This is a genomic window from Alteromonas stellipolaris, assembly GCF_001562115.1.
In the GTDB taxonomy this organism is placed as follows: domain Bacteria; phylum Pseudomonadota; class Gammaproteobacteria; order Enterobacterales; family Alteromonadaceae; genus Alteromonas; species Alteromonas stellipolaris.
In genome coordinates this window covers 3,745,375-3,765,366 of sequence record NZ_CP013926.1, presented here as the reverse complement: position 1 = coordinate 3,765,366, position 19,992 = coordinate 3,745,375, and the positions used below count along the sequence as shown (strand labels likewise).

Sequence of the window (19,992 nt, the reverse complement as noted above, 5' to 3'; positions counted from 1 at the left end):
ACTAAGCCAAGCTTAGTTTGCTTCTATTTCTGTATTGTTCAAAAACGACGAGCTGGCAGACTCCATTCTTACTGGGGGCTGTTGACGTAAGGGAACCAAAATAGTCGCCCTTGCCATGTCAGTAATTGGCAGGTCTTGATAATCTTCCCCTAGTGCCCACTTAGCATATCTCTGATTAAGTTTTCTATATTTAAGCACTGCATTGAGGGTAATTGGGCCCTTGGCCCAACTAGGCACATCGAACGTGTACTCGACAATGTCAGAGCCCCCAGCAGGAATAAAGTTTTTGTAGGTCTCTCCAACGCGATTGAAAAGGTCGTGTTTCCAAACTAATTTCCCAAAGCGATCTATGGGTAACGAACGATAAAAGTAAGCGTTGGTTTCAACTGAAAGATCATCCTCAAGGAATCCACTTTGATATATGACTTTTCCGGTTGCATCTAAAGCAGTAAAAGCGATCCACGCCTCATTGATATCCAAAGTTCCAGCGGGAAAGTTATGGCCCACTCCAATGTTTGCTGCAACTACATTTAATTTGACTGTCTCGTTCAAATAAAAGTAGGCAGGTGTTTCCGTTATCGCTCGAATATCCTCGGTTATTTGTTTATCTGATTGCGTAGCGTCTTTACGGTTTGGTGGGTTGATGGTTAGGCGTACTTTATTACTTTGAAGGAATTTTTGAGTTTGTGCTAGCTGTTCTTTATCGCCGTTGAGCGAAGGGAGCATTGTATTGGCACCAATAAATCGGTGAGAACGAAACTCACCTTCCGAATTAGCTGACGGGTCATTTCCTTTGACCAAAGGCATATGACAATCTTGACACCGAGTTTTTTTAGAATGAGCGAAGACTTGCTCACTTTGCATCGAATAAGGGCTTTCCAGCCAAGCTGTGTATTCATCCTGCATTTTTACCCAACCCCAGTTATTCATTTCCTTGTCCATGAACTGAACATGACAGGTTGCGCACAATTCGGGTTCAATAAGTATTTCTTTTGCCATGTCAGTCTTATGTTGGCTAGGGTTGATTCGAATCAAATACTCACGCAACGCGCTAAAAAAATTCGATTCATAACCATCAAAAAGATAAGGTTTGTGCGGCTCATACCGATAGCTGGCTACGCCCTTCAAATGCGTTGCGGATTCAATATTATGACAACTTAAACAGCTTATTCCTTCGTGAAATGCGGTCGTGTTTTTTATACCTCCATGTGTGCCACCTTCAGATAATTGACCTGTTAATAATGCAACAGGTGCATGACACCCCTCACAATAGCGCGTGGCTTCAATTCCTTTATTTTCTGACAGTAATGTGATGTTTTTGACATAAGTTGGGTCTGATGCTGCCTGTTTATGAATAGAGCTATACCATTGCTCTGCAATTTCTTTGTGACAATTGGCGCAGTTTTGAGACCCCGCGATTTGGTTTTTGTCTATAAATGTACCGCTAGCCGTGTCAGTTTGACTTGGACGAAATGGATGCGGACCGTAGTTATACTGGTAATCAGTGACAGCGGGCTGGTTACTTGGCTCAATTTCGAATGCCAGATATATTAAGCTTAAACTGAATGTAATAGTAAAAAAGCCTAGTGCAAAAGTACCTATTCGAAGAAAGGCCTGCTCTTCGAGGCTAGGAAAGTATCGGAAGTTTTGCTCTTTAGAGCGAGCGAGTGAAGCACGTCGTTTGGGGGCCAACCAAATATAATGTGAAATGACATGAAAAATGAGCACTCCAAATAATGAAAAGCCAGATGCGATATGAATATTCAGTAGCCAAGCTGTCTGCTCAGTTAGTCCGGCTACGATAATATAAACCCCTGTAAAACCCATAACAATAGAAAGCACAAACAGAAAAATACCCGATGTGAATAATCCAGCTCTCCGTTGACCTAAAGTTCGATAAAAATGATTAATTATAAAGGGAACCAACAGGAGCAAGCTGGCAGTACCAATAAAGCCATGGGCTAATACAAGCCACTGACTAAAAACACTATGGCTACTAGATATGTAGCTATATAGGCCAGATAGTAGCAATACGACTAACATGCTATACAGCCAGCGGTTCTGCCGTTTTTCTCTCATTAACAATTGAGATGTACTTGTTGTGTTGTTCACAGTAAAAAGCTCTCTAAAGTGGCTTGTCCATCCTGGATAAGCTTAAACATTGCGGCCCAGCGTTTGTCGAAGGGAATTGCCGGGGAAAAGGCTATGATCTTTAGGTAGTCATAGAATTTCTGGGCTTGAAAATCAGTTGGTACTGCAGACGTAAGTTGAATTTGACTGAATTCAGTCATTACATCTCTTGTTGCTGCTTTTGCATAATGCATAGCTAGGTCTAATGCATAGGGCTTTTTAAACGCTAACCCTATAGCTAATGCGGTTTTCCTAACTTTTAATATGTGGTGATGTTTAATTAACTCAATAAGAACTCGATCTGCTTCATAAGTTGGGTGATTTGCGATAGCCTCAATGACAGTAGTCAACCTACTAGAGACCATTTCAGTTGACAGTGGTGCAGAGGGAATTAACTTTTTTAAAAAGCTCAATGGTGGGGATGAGGCAACATTGGAATCTGTTTTCAACCAACAGTTTAAGGCTTGATAAGATGTCGGCCTATTCTCCAACCAACTTAAACTAATAGTTCCTGTTAGTTTAGTTTGGTAGTCACATAACTTAAGCCATCGACTGTTTTCTGAGTTGATTAGTTCTATTGGAATACTTTTTAATAACGACAAGAGCTTAGGGTACTTATAAGTTTTTAAGCTGTAGAGCAAGGCCTGAGTAGTTTCTTCATTTCTTAGAAAATCGGATAGTTCTTTTTTAGAGAAGACATGCTGTCGCTGTATCAGTTTTTTGATAATGTGTTTTTGTGCCTTTATAGTTCGGTCAGCAAAGCGCCATTTTGTAGTATCTTCATCTGAGGGACTTATGGACGCTAAATGAGTGGCTGCCTTATCGGCAATGCTAGATTTATCAGAAGTAAGGTAATTTTCAAGGATCTCCCTCTTTCTATTCCTATCACTTAAAATTAGTAAATCTAAGGCTGCAAGTATCTGATCCTCAATAGTGAGCTGCAATCTTTCTAATTTATTTAAAGTTGACTCTAACGGTTGCCAAATCACATCGGGCTTTAATACCAGACTGTCCAATTGATTATCATGCAGTAATGCTACGGCTACATTTATTGACTGAGTACCGTTATGCTCGAAATCTAACAATTGAGCTATCAATGATTGAAAGTTTTCATAGCCAAGACGTTTTAAAGCTATCAAGGTAGCTGCTTTTACCCTTGCCGAGGATTCGGTTTCGAGCAGTCTAAATAGCTCTGGTACAGCTTTAATGTCCCGTATTAGTCCAAGAGCGCGTATTGCTGCTATTGTAACTTTTTCCGATGAACTTGGTTGAGTTGCTAATGCTATTAATGGAACAACAGCCCGATAATTCTCTGCTTCAGCAAGTGCTTCAATCGTACATAGTTTTACACTTTCTTCTTTAGCCGAGAGCATAAAAATTAAGTGTGAGTTGGCCAATCCTTTTCTTCTAACTACGGCTTCTTCTTCATGAAAAAAGTGCTTAAAGGTATTGGCAATCTTACAACGAACCTTCGGTGAAGCGTCCTTATCCATACGAATTAGCCTGCGAATGCTAATCTCATGTTCTTGTTGCATGAGGGCTTTGATTCCCGCTATACGAATTTTATCGTCACTTGAAACGAGCGCCCTTTCGATGAATTTTAAGCTCAAAGAGTCACGTGTAAATGACGCGGAAGTGAGAGCTTGAACTATAGTGTTTCGTGTATGAAGACTACTGTCGACATGGGTGAAGAGATAGTCAAGTTCTCTATACATCAATGCATTAACGTCTGGCTGCATGTTAGATGAAGAAAGGATAGCCCCTTCAATACTCTGTATTAATTGCGATTGTTGTTTTTCTGACAGCATTGATAGCCAGGGTTTATCACTAACTGTCTTTGTACTTATTTCGCTTGTCTGGTCTGAAGTCTGGTTTGTTAAAATAGAGGCTTCTTCAGCGTTTTTTAGTTGCCAGATTCTGTTTACTTCTAAAGACGGGTAGCGAGTGATTGTATTGTCGGGCCATAGAACTTCGATATCGACCATATTTACGGAAGGTGGCAATGCAAAATGTAAGCGAGAGGTACTTTGTGATAGGAAACTGGAGGGCTGGAAAGCCGAAGTAATAATTTGCTGGTTAGTTTTTGATTGTTGGGACTCAAATGTAAGGGTGACTTTTGCACCATTACTTAATTTTTTCGGATGCTTTAATTCAACATCTATCCAAGGAGCATCAAGGTCGCTTTCATTAATGAGTACGCTGACATAATCATTATTTTGCGTAGTAACAATATCCATTTTTCCGTCGTTATTTATATCTAAGTTAATGACCCCTCGTGTTGGCGCCGTGTTATCAGATAGAAGAAGCTCCGACCTAAATAGACCGTTTTTGTTGACCCATAATTGGTTCGGTTGACCAATGGATAATGAAGGTGCATCACTATCAATACTTGTTGCGCCATTACCTATAAACAAGTCTGGAAACATATCGTTGTTAAAATCTGAAAGTACAGCCCCCCAGCCAAACATGTACAACAGCCTATTGTCTGCAATTCCAGATTCCCAACTTGATTCATAGAGTTGTTGGCTAATAGAGCTGTTGGATTTGAAAGGCTCTAGACGAGTATGAGTATATAGCTTAGGGGGGAATCCTGCGGGAGAAGAAAGTAACAAGTCTTGATAGCCATCAAGGTTAGTATCGCCGATAGCTATGCTATGACTACCATCGGAATGAGATAAATTGTAGTGCCTAGCGCTTTCTTCAAAGCCTTGATTTGCCGGGCGTTGGTTTATAAACAGTCGTTGAGGTGATCCAGCGCTATTCACTACAAGTAAATCTGGGTAATTATCTTGGTTTATATCAAACCAACGTGCTGCAACACCTCGCCCTGAGTTGTCCTGGACTCCTTGGGATACCGCTACTTCATTGAATTGAAAATGGCCTTTATTTTTAAGCAAATAGTTACTTTCGCTTTCATATAAAATAGGATTGAGAGAGTCGTTAACACTGCCGACAAAGCCACTTGCTTGTTCAAATACTTTTTTACCCTGTTGGAAATCAATAAAGTTAGTGACGTAAATATCTAGTAAGCCATCATTGTCAAAATCTGCCATACTTGCAGATGTTGACCAGTTTTTCAGGTCTTGTAGTCCAGAGTTTTCTGTCCGATCCTTAAAAACACCACCTCCAAGGTTTTCGTATATTTGGTTTTGCCCGATATTAGTCACAAGGAGATCTTCGTCTCCGTCATTATCAAGGTCGCCTGCACTACATCCCATAGGATATAAATGCGTGGATAGGTTTGATGTTACTGTAATATTTTCGAAGGTTCGGCCTTCATTATTCAGCCACAAAGTATTAGTTTGAGGGACCTTGTTTTTCCACCAAGTTTGTCTCCCATAAAAGCGATGCTCCCCACTTCCACCTATAATAAATAAATCTTGCCAGCCATCATTGTTGACATCCAGTACGCATATACCTCCACCAATTAGCTGTTGAATTGATGTAAGAACCTTGGTGGTTTGCTGATGAGAAGCTAACAGCCCTGTTTCTAAAGTTTTATCTTTAAAAACTATAGTTGGAGTAGACTTAGGGTTAGATTTCTCTGTGATTTCTAGGGGGACTAGTGAAAAATAAGATCTCGACATTTTCCCGAAAACAAGAATCGAAAACAATAATGAAAGCAGTAAAAAAAAATATACGCGACTATTTTTTTTTAGTGGGATCCGCATATGACCCCAAAGTTATAAGCGAATAAATTATAAGTTGTGTTTTGTAGCATAAACCTTCCTAGTTGATGAAAACTCCTTTTCCAATATAGTAAGTGTATGAATGGTGAATAGTAAACATAAATTAGCCGCGTATTTCTCTTTTGATTTAAAAGTTAAGAAGATTTTTGTCATAGACACTAGTTGGGAGCCATTTTTGGCTGTTCATTGAATATTAATGGCTATACAGATGGTTTTTTTGACTTAGAATATCTCTCTTGAACTGCAATAATCCTAGCCTAGAGATAAGCCTCGGAGACTGAAGCCGCAACGAGAAAAACTGCCCTAATGCTCATCAAATAATGACTTATTTCTGATGTACTTGCGCATGTAGTGGTAGGTAATAGGCCGAAGTAGCCAACTGCGTAGCGATTTCAAAAATCGCTCGTGCGTGGGCGTGTTTTCATAAATTTGATCGTCGTGCAGCCACAGCATTTTACCCACATGCCAAAAATAGAAAGGGAAGGGGGGCATAAACGTGACTACGTCTAAGTCGCAGCAAATACGATATGTTTTATGGTGTAAAAGATAATTTTTGTACCATGAGCGACTGCCCACTGCAGGTTGCCCAAAGGTCACAACTCGTTTAACGGCTTTCGCATTTTTTCGTTCGAAATAATCGGCCATTAGCACCGCTACTGCACCGCCAGAAGAATGCCCAATGAACGTAAAGCGCTTACCCTGTTTTTGCAGAGGTTCTAGAACTTTTACAAGTAACTCCTGTAACGGCAGTGCTTCGTTAATTGTCTTCGTACTTGAATACATAGGTTGATTTAGTAATCGACTGAAGCCCCAATGCACATAGAATTTTTTATCTATTTGTCGGATCTTTGTAGGCAAAAAAATCAAGTTTGCTAACCAGTCTTTAAAACCTAGTGAGCCTCTAAATACCACGATGGCTTCTTTTTTATTATCTACCCACAATATCCTCACGCTCATCCTGCCATATTTATCGACTAAGTGGCGCTCGTAAAAGGGTTTGAGTATTTGACGATAATGCGCTTCGGCATCGGGGTAGGCTAGTTGGCAAAGAATGGCATATCGCTCGTATTGATAGCGTTTCAGTTTTTTCATAGAAAACTATATCAACTCGCTTTACTCTGTTTTGTGAGAAGGATTAATTCAGACACAATGACTCGAATTCTATAAAGCTATAGTGTTTATGTTTCAGCGATATTACGCACAGAATAATGAGGGCGAATAAAAGAAGTCGCGTAGAGGGCGGAATAAGCAGGGCGAGCAAAAGAGGAGAAGTAAATCATCATAACCAGGCTACAAAACCGCAGTATGCGATGCTCTCTGGAATGCTGATACGCCATTGTTTGCAGTTAAAATCGTTTATGAATAGAACCGAATAATGCGCCGCGGCAAAGTGATCTAACTGTATATAATTCACACTATTAATTAGAAGGGAAATACAGGTCTTCATTAGGGAGTTTTTATGTCAAGCGTAACACGTCGCCACTTTATTCGTATGACAGGAGCTGGCTTATTAGTCGCTCATAGCCCGCTCTCCTTGGCTTTAGGAAGCACTCAATCGCAGAAAAAGTTAGGTGTTGCTTTGCTAGGTTTAGGAAATTATAGCGCCAATTTACTTGCACCGGCACTTCAGCATACCGAACATTGTGAACTACGCGGCATAGTTACCGGTACAGAAAGTAAAATCTCACAGTGGCAGCATGAATACGGTATTCAGGATAGTAATGTGTATACCTACGATACTATGGATGAGATTGCGAATAACAAAGATATTGATGTTATTTATGTCGTTACGCCAACCGGTACACATAAAGATTTTGCAGTAAAAGCCGCGAACACAGGAAAGCACGTTTGGTGTGAAAAGCCTATGGCCATGGATAGCGACGAATGCCAAGCCATTATAGACACATGTAACAAGAATGGCGTGACGCTGTCTATTGGTTATCGCATGCAACATGAGCCCAACACACGCACTTTTCATCACTATCTGGAAAGCATGCCTTATGGGAAGTTTAAGAAGGTATCTAGCTTTGCTGGTTACGCGGGGCAAGGAAGAGATGCTAGCAATTGGCGAATGCAGCAACACATGGGAGGTGGGGCGCTTTATGATATGGGTGTATACGCTATTAATAGCGCTCGGTTTTTAACGGGTAAAGAGCCATTATCTGTTACAGGTAGTCATCCGCCCCAGCGTTTCCCTAATAAGTTTACCGAGGTCGATGAAACCACCATGTTTACCATGGATTTTGGAGATGGCCTAATGGCTGATTGTGGTACCAGCGTAGTAAAAGAATTCAACCACTTTAAAGCAGAATGCCAACAAGGTTGGTATCAATTAAAGCCTATGCAAAGCTACAACGGCGTAACGGGCACAACCTCTGATGGGAAAAAATTTGAGCCTATTAAAGGCATGCAGCAAACGCTTCAAATGGACAATGATGCTTTAGCCATACTCACCGACCGACAACCGCTAGTAACAGGAAGTGAAGGGCTAGCCGATATTCGTATTGTTAATGCAATATTTCGCGCTGCACAAACAGGAAAAGCGGTGGCGGTCTGACTAACCACCAGACACAAAAAAACCGACATAAAGTCGGTTTGTTGTTATCTCTTTTCATAGACTAAAAAGAGATGGTACCAGTGGGCGGACTTTAGGTTGGTCGCCACGCGAGGGGCCGACACTCGGCCGACACGCCTGCGTGGCGATTTCATGAATTTCAGGCACAAAAAACCAACTAAAAAGTTGGCTTAAATGTTTGGTACCAGTGGGCGGACTTTGGCTGGGCCGACACTCGGCCGACACGCTTGCGTGGCGATTTCATGAATTTCAGGCACAAAAAAACCAACTAAAAAGTTGGCTTAAATGTTTGGTACCAGTGGGCGGACTTGAACCGCCACGCCATTGCTGGCAACGGATTTTGAATCCGTCATGTCTACCAATTCCATCACACTGGCTTAGATAGGCTTGCTATCAATGAGGCTGCATTATAGCGATGTAGCTCAGGTGTACAAGTTTTTTTTAGGGTTTTATTGCCGTTATGTGTCTGACTGAATAAAAGATAAACATTCTTGGCTCTAGAAGGCTTTAAATACCAGCGCAGCCAAGAACGTTGATGGTAGTTAAGCCAATTTCATAGCGCGAATATTATGTACCTTTAACCATATAACAACGCCAATATGCGATAACGCCATCACTGCTATCATTGCCGACATTGCCGCAAACGGAGGTAACTGCTGAGCACCTACTAGCATGAGCCCCCAGCCAACTAACAACCATTGAATAACATAGTAGGTTGTAACGTTTCTCCCCCAAAAGCACAAAAGTGAAACAAAGCGATTAGCATTCTGACCTTGTGTTAAGCGTTGACAAAGCCATAGAAAAACAAGCGCACCACCCGTTAGGCTAATTATCATTCCTGGTCCCGGCCGCATGTTACTGGCCATATGATAATCTGTGTCGGTGATGGTTATTGGTAAACCCACTGCGATGATGGCGATGCCTATCCAAAATGATTTTTGAAAAAAATCATAAATATTGCTCGACTTCCTCAATCGGTAGCCAAATATCATACCCACAAGGGGGTAGGCCAGCCAAGGAAATAGTGGGAACATCGCCCCTTGATATTTATTTCCATTAAACAGTTTTAATACCCCGTCAATATACCCCCAGCCTGTTGATACATCCCATATAAAAGGGGATGCGAAAGTCACTAGAAAGGCGCTTAAAAACCAATATTTAGGGTGAGGGAGAAAGTGCTTAACAAGTAAACAGCACGCTAGTGCTATGCCTGCAAATTGCAGAATATCCACGATGAAAAATTCTGTGGTGGGTGTGTAGCTACCCAATTGTGCCTGTGTAACGAGTCCATTTTTCAGCGAAAGCCACATGGGAATGGTGCCTCTCGTAAGGTTAAGTAAATAACCTAGGGCAAATAAACCAAACGCTCGCTTTAAGCCTGCTGCCAACGGTTGGTGAGGGGTATAGGTAATAAACATTCCCATGATAAATACAAACCACGCGGCCACTTGCCAGCTAGCGAGAAGGTTAATTGATGAACCTATGAAACTTTCGTGCGTTTCAGTAGAGCCATAGAAATCTAGAACATGCACTAACACCATCAATACAATCAGTATGCCTCTAGCAAAATCGAAGGTATGAAGCCGGTGATTTAGAGAGGCACCTTGCTGCGGTGACGGGGAGGCTGAAATGGTCATTTTTACTTCCTTACTTCACGAGTTGCCATCTATGCGCTTAAGCATGTTTGCTGTAATCGCTGGATTAAATACCTATCGCGACTGAGTACTTGTTTACAATGGTTTCCAAACCACTCTAATGAGGTATCTGCATTGGCTATACCTGCACTATGATGCAGGTGCAGATATTCAATGAAATCCTGATAATCTACCGCGCCTTCAAAAATAGGTACCATGCCTTCTCGCGTTCCTGCAGCGGCATAGACGTTTTCAGGGGCAAAGACAGACAGATGACTTTCGCTGCTAATATTCTTAAAGTGAAAGTGATTAATATGTGGCAACAGTTCATCAAGCGCATGGGTAATTTCAGCGCCTGACTCCCACACGTGCAGTACGTCGAAATTTAACTGAAGATTATTTCTATCCACACAAGCGAACATTTCTTGTGTTGCTGTTACTGAGTCCGCGTAGGTTTTTGGGTGAGTCTCTATCACCAAATTCAAGCCGTGGGGGGCTAGCCAGTCGCATATTTTTTGTAGGCGATTGAACAGCTCTACTTTTTGGGAGTCAGTGTAATCAAGGCTGCCTTTGCCGCCAGCGAAAGTGCGAATTTTGCTCGCGCCCCAATGTTTGGCTAGCCTGCAAAGGTGCTGTACTTTGTGGTAAAGCACGTTCTCAGAAACCAGTAGCGGCAGGTAATCACTAAGCATAGTGGTTTTTAGGCCATATGTTGCCAGCCAATGCTTATCGTAATGCGGTTGGTCAGCAAGGTTATTTGCATGTGCGCCCCAAAGCTCAATCCCTTGAAAGTGGTTGGCCTGGGCCCATTGTGCTATTTCTTCTATCGAAATCAGTTGGTGTCGAAAAGAGATGGTACAAATTGAAAGGTTCATGCAGTAGCTTCCTCAGTGATTGTCTGCGAGCCGTGAAGGTCTAGTTTGTGCAATGCCGACCACTGTGAAAATACGTTGAATAAATGCTGCTTAATCCTAAATTCTCGTTCATCTTGCTGATCTATTAACGAATAGATTTCAGTGATTAACACATTCTTATTGGCCAAACTAAGTTGTTCTGTAGCAAGTTTCATCGCGCGAAACTGAATGTTTTTATAGTTGCTAACCAGCGCTTCAATCACATCACACCAGTGTTCAAATTCAGCTTCAGGAAAGCCAATATCGCGCCAGAAAAACGCGAATCCATGTTCATAGGCATATTTACGAATGGCTAATACGGGAAGCTGCTTAAGGGCTTCACCTAGTTGAGTGATATCAGTCGAGCTATTGTTCGTGTCTATATGTGCATCAACAATCTCGCGCACCTTGTCGGTCATAGGGTTGTTTTTGTCATTGAAGCTCGCAAGAAAATATTCGGCGATAACGCTGTTGCTTGTGGGCGTTATGTCTCTGCTATCAAAGATATACCCGCCTGCAACGGCTTTTGATTCAATAGCGGCGATGACTTGTGTTTTACTTTGTGTGCCTTCCCAACGAAAATCAGGATCGTGCATGAACCATGTTTCTGGGTCGTTTGTTTCTTCTAACATCACATAGTGGGGGAAGGGGTTTTGATTGAATTTGTTCTCACGTTCCGGCAGCAAATACATATCAAGCATAACCATGATATTTTCGCTTTCAGATTTCTGTGCCAATAATGTTTGTAAGGTATGAAGGTTCTCTTGTTTACTGAGCGTCTCGCAGTACCAAGACGTAACAGTCACGCCATATAATTTTTTATACCATTCCCTAAAGTCATCGTGGTTGATGTCATCTGAGTGATAGGCTAAATGGTGATCTTGGTTGACGAGTACTTCAGCGTCCCACACGCCAAAATAGAAAGGCCTATGATCTACATTTGGGTTAACTTTAATGCTTTCACATAAGCAGCTTACGAAGCAGTGCACCTTAATATCTTCAAATTCTTCCTGAGCTTGCGATAAGTCATCAGTTGCGTCGCTACTTTTACTCGTATCGGTATTCGATTGTGTTAATAGAAAGTCTGCTAGCGAAGACACAGTAGCAACGTCGTCGTTGTTTAGTGCAGCATCGGGTATGTCGATACCAAGGGTTAATTCAATATGTACGAGTAGCTGCATAATTTGTACTGAATCTAAATACAAATCTTCATTTAGCCGAGCCGAAGGCGTGAAGTGATGCAGCTTCTGATTGTTGAGTTCTTTTTCAAGTATCAATTTAATAGCATCAATAATGGTGGTTTTATTCATGGTTAACCCGCTACCTGCTCAAGCGCGCTTTGAGGCTTTTGGTTTGCATAATTTTCTGCCAGTTTTTTCCGATTCACTTTGCCGTTTGCTAGGCGTTCAATGTGCTCCACTGCATGCAAATACTGCGGAATTTGGTATGCGGCAAGTTTGTCACGGCACCACATACGCAGCGCATCGGCATCGAGTTGGTCGGTGGTGAAATATAAACAGGCTCGCTGACCCGCCGTGGTGTCGTTTACTTTAAATAGTACGGCATCTATCACGCTTGGATGCTCAAGAACAATATCTTCAATCTCTTGCGGGTATACATTTAAACCCGACACAATAATGGTGTCGTCTTGGCGGGCAACGAAGTGCAATACAGGAGAAGCGTTTTCTACGTGCTCAAAATAGCCTAAGTCTTGGGTATAAATGATTTGTGGCTGATGGCATGTATTAATTGCAGGTACGGTTATTACAATTTCTTCTGGATGATTGGCATCTTGCCCACTAGATATTTGAACATGGGGGAGAACTTCTCCAATGCTGGTATTCGAAGATTCGATACGGCTTAAGCTTACGCACCCAGACTCAGAGCAGCCATACTGTTGATAAAGGTGTGTTACCCGCTTGCCTACCTTTTCAAGTGTTGGTTTTGACATTAAGGTGCCTGAGGTCATTGCGGCATAAAGTGAGTTGGTTTTGGGCCAAAGCAAGCTAATCATATTTAGCATCGCGGGCGATGAATAAAGCAGTGGCTTTTTCGCTGCCATCACCATCTTCATGATGAATTTAGGATTGATGTTAGTAATGATTGTTGGGCTTTTTCCTCTGCCTAAGGCAACCAAAACGCCGCATATAAGTCCATAGGAATGGGTAACGGGGCACGCTACATATGGGGTCATGTCATCGGCGTCTTGAAAATGAGAAATGTAACTGGCAATTTCTATATCGATTGCAACCCAACTTCGTTTTATGCACTTAGGTTCGCCTGTAGTGCCTGAACTCATTTGAATAAGCCCTGCAATACCGTCTGTTTCGCCGCGATAATCAACAGTTATTTGGTTGTGCATATCGCCGAAAAACAACACCCCACATTTTGCTCGGCATGCGTTGCGTTTAGCCAGCTCTAGTGGTGTATCTGGGTGAATGGGCAGTACAGAAATGTCATGGTTTTTAGCATAAAGACATAGCGCCAACCAAGTCGCGGTGTCACGAAGACACACTGCTATATTGACGTGCTTATCATGCAATACGGAAATGGTTGAGAATTGCTGATAGAAACGTTCAAAATCGTAGGTGGAATAAAAAGTGGTATCAACACTTAACATGAAAATCTCCTGCACATTAAAGTGGATGTAAAGGGTTAGGAATGGTGTGATGGAATTCTTGCGCACCTTGTCCGCTCAGCTTTTTAGCGAGTAGTGATTCGGTTTGAATTTTGGGCGCAAGCAAATCGATTTTGTGTATACGACTACGCCACGAAGGGGAATTTTTTTCGTAGGCGGATAATGTATTGGTAACCTGTTGCCAAAACTGCGTTTCTTCATAGTGATAGAAGCGCTGCATTAGTGTGGCTACGTCGGTAAGGTTGTAAACAAACAGGGTATCAACTAAGAGTTCCCGAAGAGCATCAACTTGTGACATCCAGTAATACTGATTGTCTGGCGCATGAACATAGTCGTGATGTAATTCAGCGAAATGGGGTTTCAGTTTAGGTTGAGCGAGGTAATCTTCTACGTACTCCACACTTTCGTGAAAATCTCGAAGTACTACCGACGTTGGCCACCCATGCTGATGCCGTAATATCATATTTTGTGCATGTGCTTCCACGGCTATTCCGTGCTTAACTAGCAAGTGCCAAACCGGAATAATGGTTGCTTCAATTAATTGAGTTAGCCACGCTTCACAGCCGTATTTATTTATCCATGGATCGATAAAGGGCAAGCCGTCTTGTTCAACAAGTGATAATGCAGCAAAGGGAAGGGCGTCTGTATGGCCCCCCTGTAGAGGTTGGCTGTTGCGAAAGATTACACTAAGGCTTGGGGATAACTTATTCGCCCAATGTTCGCTACCCGCAGCAACATTAGGATGTCGAACTACGATGCCTGCATATTCATGTTGGATAGCAAAGTTTTGCCTTTTTTGATACCAGCTGTCTTGCTTAATAAGCGTATCTAACCAGTTTGAAATGACCGGGGCTGTTGTCACTGAGTGAGGCTCAATGGTTCGCAAAGAAGACGTATTTACCATGTTCATAGGTAACTTTACATGTGCTTTTTGGGGGGAAGTGATATTCAGTAAAGTCCTTACTGAAATGGTGGCTTGATAGCTATCACCACACTCGCCTAGGTCGATAATCTCTTTGTTATTGATTGGCTGCGAAAGTGCAGTGCTAAGTTTGTTCCGTTGCCATGGGTGTATTGGCAGTAAACCATACTCTTGGCTATCAGGCGTCAATACCTGCAGACGTTGTCGTAATGTAGTTAGGGTGCTTTCCCCAAGTTCTTGCTGCCAAAAACAATCTTCCTCAGTAGGTAGATTTGCCGCTAAGAATTGGCGTTTGATGGCTAGCCAATGAAGCTTGAATTCACTGCCTGCTTCAGGGCTATAACTAGCATGATCGCTAAGGCTAAAACCTGTTCGAGCTTTAAAGCAAGGGTGGTAAGGGTGACCTTCTAAAATAGCTGACTCTAGCGCCGAGTAATTAAGGTCGCGACGGCTTTTAATCGGCGTTAAATGGGCATCGTTCCACTCAGAAAACCCAATGGTTTGAGACAACTCCTTCAGTAATTGGTCTTTCGTGGCATCACTTGCGGGTAAAGCATTTATCAGCGTAGGTAAATCGATAGTGGCAGTCTTAAAAGGCGCGATTTGCTTTATATAGGTTGCATCTAATCGAATGCGGCCGAAGCTTGAGATATGGCCGCGGGCAATATAGCGAGTGTCGCCAACGGAAAACCAAAAATTACCGTTGGTGTAGTGATAAGGAACAAGCTGCTCAAACAGTAATGCCTCAACAAGCTGCTTGATAACCCGTGATTTTGCAGCTGAATTTAGCCCATGCTGACGATGGGCTAATTTAGTACTGGTTTCTACATTAAGCTGATTCAAGGCAGGCCTCGAGGGTGGTTGTTGCGGTACTGGATACAGAAACTTGAGGGGCTTTGCGATAGAAAGGATTTTTAATTTGGGTATAAACGGCTTGTTCCATCTCAGCCTGCAATTCATCAACGTCGTCGACTCGTGTCAGTAAATTGCCTTTACAAGGAATGGACTTACGCTCTGTAATGGAGCGTATCAAGCCCTGTCCAAGAGGAGATACTTGGGTTAGAAGTTTATCTAATTTAATGCGGGCTAGGTTAAGCAGGGTTTCTTCACTCACTAACCCGTCTAAGCCTAAGCGGTTGATTACCGAGAAGAGTTGGTTAATGACCAAGTAATAGCCAAACCGGTCAAAAATCATATTGTTATCGTAAAATAACTCTGGGCATTTAATGAGATCGGGCTCAAGCTGCATCAGCGTGCTTTTAACCGAACTTGAAAGATAGAACCCTTGATTGTCTCGATAAAAATACGTTTTAGGATAGCCTTCAGTAAGGTCTAGCAGGGAATTTTGCTGGTGGGCTTCAAGTGCAATACCAAATTGATCGAATAAGCGAATGGCAGGCTCTATAGCGCATTGCCAGTAGCGGTCGAACCATGCAATGCTTGTTTGATGCAGTGAACGGCCCTGTTGCTCAGAAAGTGTATGAACAATGGTAGAAAGCTTCGAGCGCTCATTAGGAAGAATAGCGTCCTGCACCAGTGCCGCTATCGACTGTATGCCTCCAATACCTAATTCATTCTTGGTTTGTTTAAAGGGGTTGTCGCGCAATATCATTTCAAAGCCACTTTCATCCCTATCAGGTAGAGAAAGTGATAGATAAGCGGGGTCGCCAATAACTTGAAACTGTGGATGAAGTGACGAAAAACGTGTGGTATTAAGTAGCTTCGCTAAGGTCACGCCAGCATCAAGCTCATGACCCATATTAATACGCATGGAGTTGGTGATTTTAACCGGAATAGAAACTTTCACCATGAAGTTAAGCTGTTCACAATACAGAGTTCGAACCGACGATGTTGGTGTGAACGTTGCGCCCAGCGGACCTATGGGATGCAGTTGCCCGGTGGAAATTAATTGTTGAATGTAATCTTGCTTCAGTAACCATTCTGCTTGAAGTGGGTGAACGGCCACTAATGCTTTTCCCGACTCACTAAACTGCTTAACTAAAGCGAGTTCTGTATCACAGGCACCTTGCTCTGCAATACGAAGTACAATCTGTTCTGCACAAAGTGCAATTGCAGAACTTTGGTTTAACCATTGGCGCTCCACGGCAAAAAAATGCAGTTTGAAACAGCCTTTAAGTTCAGGGGCATAATGCGCGTGTTGCCATCGGTGCATACCTTGGCGAGACTTGGGAGTAGGGTGCAGCCAGTGGCCAAACAACACCGACTGTTCAGAGTCAATGAAGCGAGGGCTTTGTAGTGCGGGATCATCTTTTCTTTCTTGAATATAATCAGCCATAATCTGATGGCTTTCAATAGTGCGAGATGTGAGCTCTAATTCTTGATCGCAAACATGGTGGCTGTTCGACCGAGCGTAGATTTCTTTAATTAAGAGCATGATGGCTGAAATGGAATCTAGCTGGCGCCACTCCATGCTGTTAAGTCGTTGATGGTAGATTCCAGTGAGTTTGTGTCTTCCCACGATTGACCGAAACGCCACACCGAATACCAGCTTTATTTCACTGTGCTGAAGTTGTAATTCCAGCATGAATTTATCGTGGTTCCCTGTATCGAAGCCGCTTGCTAAATTCCATTGTGCTATCGAGTGCCAAACCCCTTCATCTATTTCTTTTAAATAGCCGTTAACAAAGGCTTGGTAGGATGCATTATCTGCGATTTGCTTGGCGATTGTGGCCATGCTTTTCTCCCCTTACTCAGACATTAAAATTCGCAGTCATCGTAATGAGAATGATTATCATACTCAAGTTGGTTTACATTTGTTACTTATTCCAAAAGCGTAGAAGGGCGAAAACGATAGCTATATATGAGTGCAAAAACAAAGGTCAGCCATTCGGCAATAGGCAGTGCGATCAGAAATAATAGCGGGGAAGGTGACAGCGACAATAGTGTGGTGTGATAAAAAACCAGGTAGAGAAATACCAGCATAGTGGCAGGGAACAAAATGCTACGGCATAGCGCTATCAGAGCCGATGGTGCGGGTTTATGAATGGCCGTTAGGTAGCATCCTAAAAGAATATTAATACCATTTACAATGAATACCGGCCACATTAGGCCAATAACGTCACCAACAAGTTCAGTTACCTCGCTGTCCCGTTCATTTAAAAATAAGGTGGTGAGAGATGTTTGTGCAAAAATCAGTGCTCCCGCCAACAGCAAGCCGGTTAGTAATACACTTGAAAGTGAAATCTTTAAAAATGCGTAAACTCGAGGGGTGTTCTTGGCGCCGTAATTCTGGCTAACCAGTAAATGAAGAGCATCAGCGACCCCATAAGACACCATCACGCTAAGAAAAATAAAATAATTCACCACGCTAAACGCAGCAACACCATTTGCACCTAACTGCGCAATCAGCAGCCAATTTAGTAGTAAGAAAAGCGCACCAACTGATACTTCATTTACGAATTCTGAAACGCCGTTATAGGCAGTGGAAACGATGGCGCGCCAATTTTGCTGTTTAAAAGAAAAACGCAAGGTACGTTTGGGGCTGAAGAAGTAGGTCACAAGCACCATGCACTGTATAAGTTGCGCGATGGCAGTGGCATAGGCGGCGCCCGCTATTCCCATATCAAGGTGCAATATGAATACCCAATCAAGAACAACATTAGTAAGCGCCCCTATGACTAAGGCTTTTGTTCCCAGCACAGGATGACCATCGGTGCGCACAAAATAATAAAGCACCATGGTGCTTAGTTGCAGAATGAACACCCAACGAATAATGGCAAAATACTCGGTTACCAGCGGTTGAATATGTGCAGGTACGTTTAAAATTGCGTACAACGTAGGCTCAAGAGCCAAGCTTAGCAGTGCGAAAAAAAGATTAACTAGCACTGCGGTTATCAGTGTCTTACTCATAATGTCAGAGGCGGCTGTGGTGTTACCTTCTCCTAAATACTTACCAGCAGTTACCGCACCGCCAATGGCGAGCATGAGTGATATAGCTATAAGGAAGGTTAAATACGGCAGCAGCAGACTAACGGCGGCTAGAGCATCTGAGCCAACGATATTCCCTACAAAAATACCATCTACAAGGCTTGCTGTGGTGAGTGATAGTAAGCCTATCATTGAAGGAATAACGTAATAGAAAAATGTGATGATGGGGGGGCCTGCCAGAACCCGGTTTTGCTCGCGACTACTCATTGCCTGCTCGTTTGTAAATATTTATCCCTGTGCTAGAAACCTCATCGGTGGCCAGCGCGAAGAGGCAAAGGTTATGCGCGAGAAGCGTTAGGTGCAATCAAGGTTACATTTGTGACATTTGATGTGCGTTGATATGGCATTCAAAAAGAACCGCCTAACACAAGTGCTAAGCGGCATGATAAAAAAGGCCTACTTTTAAGACTCTTACCAGCGCTGAATAGTCCAGTTAATCGCAATGATGGCAATGACTGATGATAGCAGTGGCATTAAGGTTTTGGCATAAAACGTATAATGTCTAAGCCACAACAACAAAGGCAATAACACTGCTACAATAGCTAACTGACCTACTTCAACACCAATGTTAAATGCAGCCACACTTAGCACAAGGTTATTTGACTGCGCATTTAAATCGGCAAATACGCTGGCGAACCCCATTCCATGCAATAAGCCAAAAGCAAACGTAATAATGCCTAATCGCACAATGAGCGGGTAAATGTTATTAAGGGCCGTCAGCAATACTGAAATAGCGATACCTAGTTCAACTAAACGGCTATCTAACGCAATAAAATTAAGCGCGGTAGCGGTTAAGGTAATAGAGTGCGCCAGAGTGAACGCACTGACTAATATTACAGTGTGCTTTACTACTCGTGAGGCTGAAGGCTCTTTTTGCCACTGTTTTTTCTCTCTTGCTAAGTTAACTGTCAGCAAGGTAGCCACTAAGAATAGGATGTGGTCGATCCCAATAAAGATGTGCCACACGCCTTCGTACACTAGCGAAATGAACAGTGCGGTTAGCGACGTAGTGACAGCATCATATGTCACGCTGCGATTATCAAAATCAAGTACGCTGGTAACTGATGTCTTCTCTGTGCTGCTTTGTGAACTAACTCCTGATTGGCCAGCAAGGTTTACGTTCACAAGAAGCTTATGGGTGGGGCTATGTTCAAAAATGCCGTCGTAGTGAATGCCCAACGTGCCGGCTGATTCACACATAACTTGAATAGGTGAAACTAAGTAGGAATCGCCGGAAACACTTCTAATATTTGGCATGCTAAGGCTAATTTTGCAGGGTGTGTCATCTACTTTAATACTTAGCACTTTAGCGATATAGCTTTGTAATAGGGGCTGGTTTTGGTGAATTTCACCCCAGGTTAGTGCGCCATTGCCGTTAGTATCTAGCCCTGCTACTTGCCCAATATCATCGGGCTTTAATAACAATTCGCCGCTATAGGTATTTTCTTCACCCGCGCTTAACGTTAAATATCCGCTACTAAGTTCGTGGGCGTTTACTACGCTTGCGTTCATAACTAAAAGTGACAAAAAAAGGGTAACTACAAGTGCTTTCATATATATTCT

Annotated in this window: 12 protein-coding genes and 1 tRNA gene; 1 reads left to right on the top strand and 12 read right to left on the bottom strand. The window is 42.6% G+C overall.

Going from position 1 to position 19,992, the window contains the following annotated elements; translation table 11 throughout:
* Positions 1–12 precede the first annotated feature (12 nt).
* The 3 genes from AVL57_RS16050 to AVL57_RS16040 form a co-directional block, all read right to left on the bottom strand.
* Positions 13–2,112: a multiheme c-type cytochrome gene (locus AVL57_RS16050; RefSeq protein WP_082604822.1), complete on the bottom strand. Its 2,100-nt coding sequence runs from the start codon at positions 2,110–2,112 to the stop codon at positions 13–15.
* Complete coding sequence (locus AVL57_RS16045; protein WP_061093596.1) at positions 2,109–5,717, bottom strand: FG-GAP-like repeat-containing protein; 3,609 nt, start codon at positions 5,715–5,717, stop codon at positions 2,109–2,111. The genes AVL57_RS16050 and AVL57_RS16045 overlap by 4 nt, the downstream gene beginning before the upstream one ends.
* Positions 5,718–6,122: 405 nt before the next feature.
* On the bottom strand, positions 6,123–6,911 hold the full coding sequence (locus tag AVL57_RS16040; protein ID WP_057789642.1) for a lipase family protein: 789 nt from the start codon (positions 6,909–6,911) through the stop codon (positions 6,123–6,125).
* A 367-nt stretch (positions 6,912–7,278) separates the two neighbouring features.
* Here AVL57_RS16040 and AVL57_RS16035 point away from each other — a divergent pair, with 367 nt between their 5' ends.
* A complete protein-coding gene (locus tag AVL57_RS16035; RefSeq protein WP_057789644.1) occupies positions 7,279–8,376 on the top strand; it encodes a Gfo/Idh/MocA family protein in 1,098 nt (365 codons plus the stop codon).
* Between the two features lie 308 nt (positions 8,377–8,684).
* Here the strand turns inward: AVL57_RS16035 and AVL57_RS16030 are convergent.
* The 9 genes from AVL57_RS16030 to AVL57_RS15990 all read right to left on the bottom strand — a co-directional run bounded on the left by AVL57_RS16030 (position 8,685) and on the right by AVL57_RS15990 (position 19,983).
* Positions 8,685–8,771 (bottom strand) — tRNA-Leu (locus tag AVL57_RS16030).
* A 165-nt stretch (positions 8,772–8,936) separates the two neighbouring features.
* A complete protein-coding gene (locus AVL57_RS16025) occupies positions 8,937–10,031 on the bottom strand; it encodes a heparan-alpha-glucosaminide N-acetyltransferase domain-containing protein (protein WP_057789646.1) in 1,095 nt (364 codons plus the stop codon).
* Between the two features lie 29 nt (positions 10,032–10,060).
* A complete protein-coding gene (locus AVL57_RS16020) occupies positions 10,061–10,903 on the bottom strand; it encodes a sugar phosphate isomerase/epimerase family protein (RefSeq protein ID WP_057789649.1) in 843 nt (280 codons plus the stop codon).
* A complete protein-coding gene (locus AVL57_RS16015; RefSeq protein WP_057789651.1) occupies positions 10,900–12,231 on the bottom strand; it encodes a DUF6005 family protein in 1,332 nt (443 codons plus the stop codon). The genes AVL57_RS16020 and AVL57_RS16015 overlap by 4 nt, the downstream gene beginning before the upstream one ends.
* A gap of 2 nt (positions 12,232–12,233) precedes the next feature.
* On the bottom strand, positions 12,234–13,541 hold the full coding sequence (locus tag AVL57_RS16010; protein ID WP_057789653.1) for an AMP-binding protein: 1,308 nt from the start codon (positions 13,539–13,541) through the stop codon (positions 12,234–12,236).
* 16 nt (positions 13,542–13,557) lie between these two features.
* Positions 13,558–15,324: an IucA/IucC family protein gene (locus AVL57_RS16005; protein ID WP_057789655.1), complete on the bottom strand. Its 1,767-nt coding sequence runs from the start codon at positions 15,322–15,324 to the stop codon at positions 13,558–13,560.
* The gene (locus AVL57_RS16000; protein ID WP_057789657.1) at positions 15,311–17,176 is read right to left on the bottom strand and encodes an IucA/IucC family protein; all 1,866 of its coding nucleotides are present in this window, start codon (positions 17,174–17,176) and stop codon (positions 15,311–15,313) included. Before AVL57_RS16000 ends, AVL57_RS16005 begins: the two co-directional genes overlap by 14 nt.
* A gap of 86 nt (positions 17,177–17,262) precedes the next feature.
* Positions 17,263–18,636, bottom strand: a complete 1,374-nt coding sequence (locus AVL57_RS15995) for an MATE family efflux transporter (RefSeq protein WP_057789659.1) — start codon at positions 18,634–18,636, stop codon at positions 17,263–17,265.
* A gap of 204 nt (positions 18,637–18,840) precedes the next feature.
* Positions 18,841–19,983, bottom strand: coding sequence for a HupE/UreJ family protein (locus tag AVL57_RS15990; protein WP_057789661.1), 1,143 nt, complete (start codon positions 19,981–19,983; stop codon positions 18,841–18,843).
* Between the last annotated feature and the right edge of the window lie 9 nt (positions 19,984–19,992).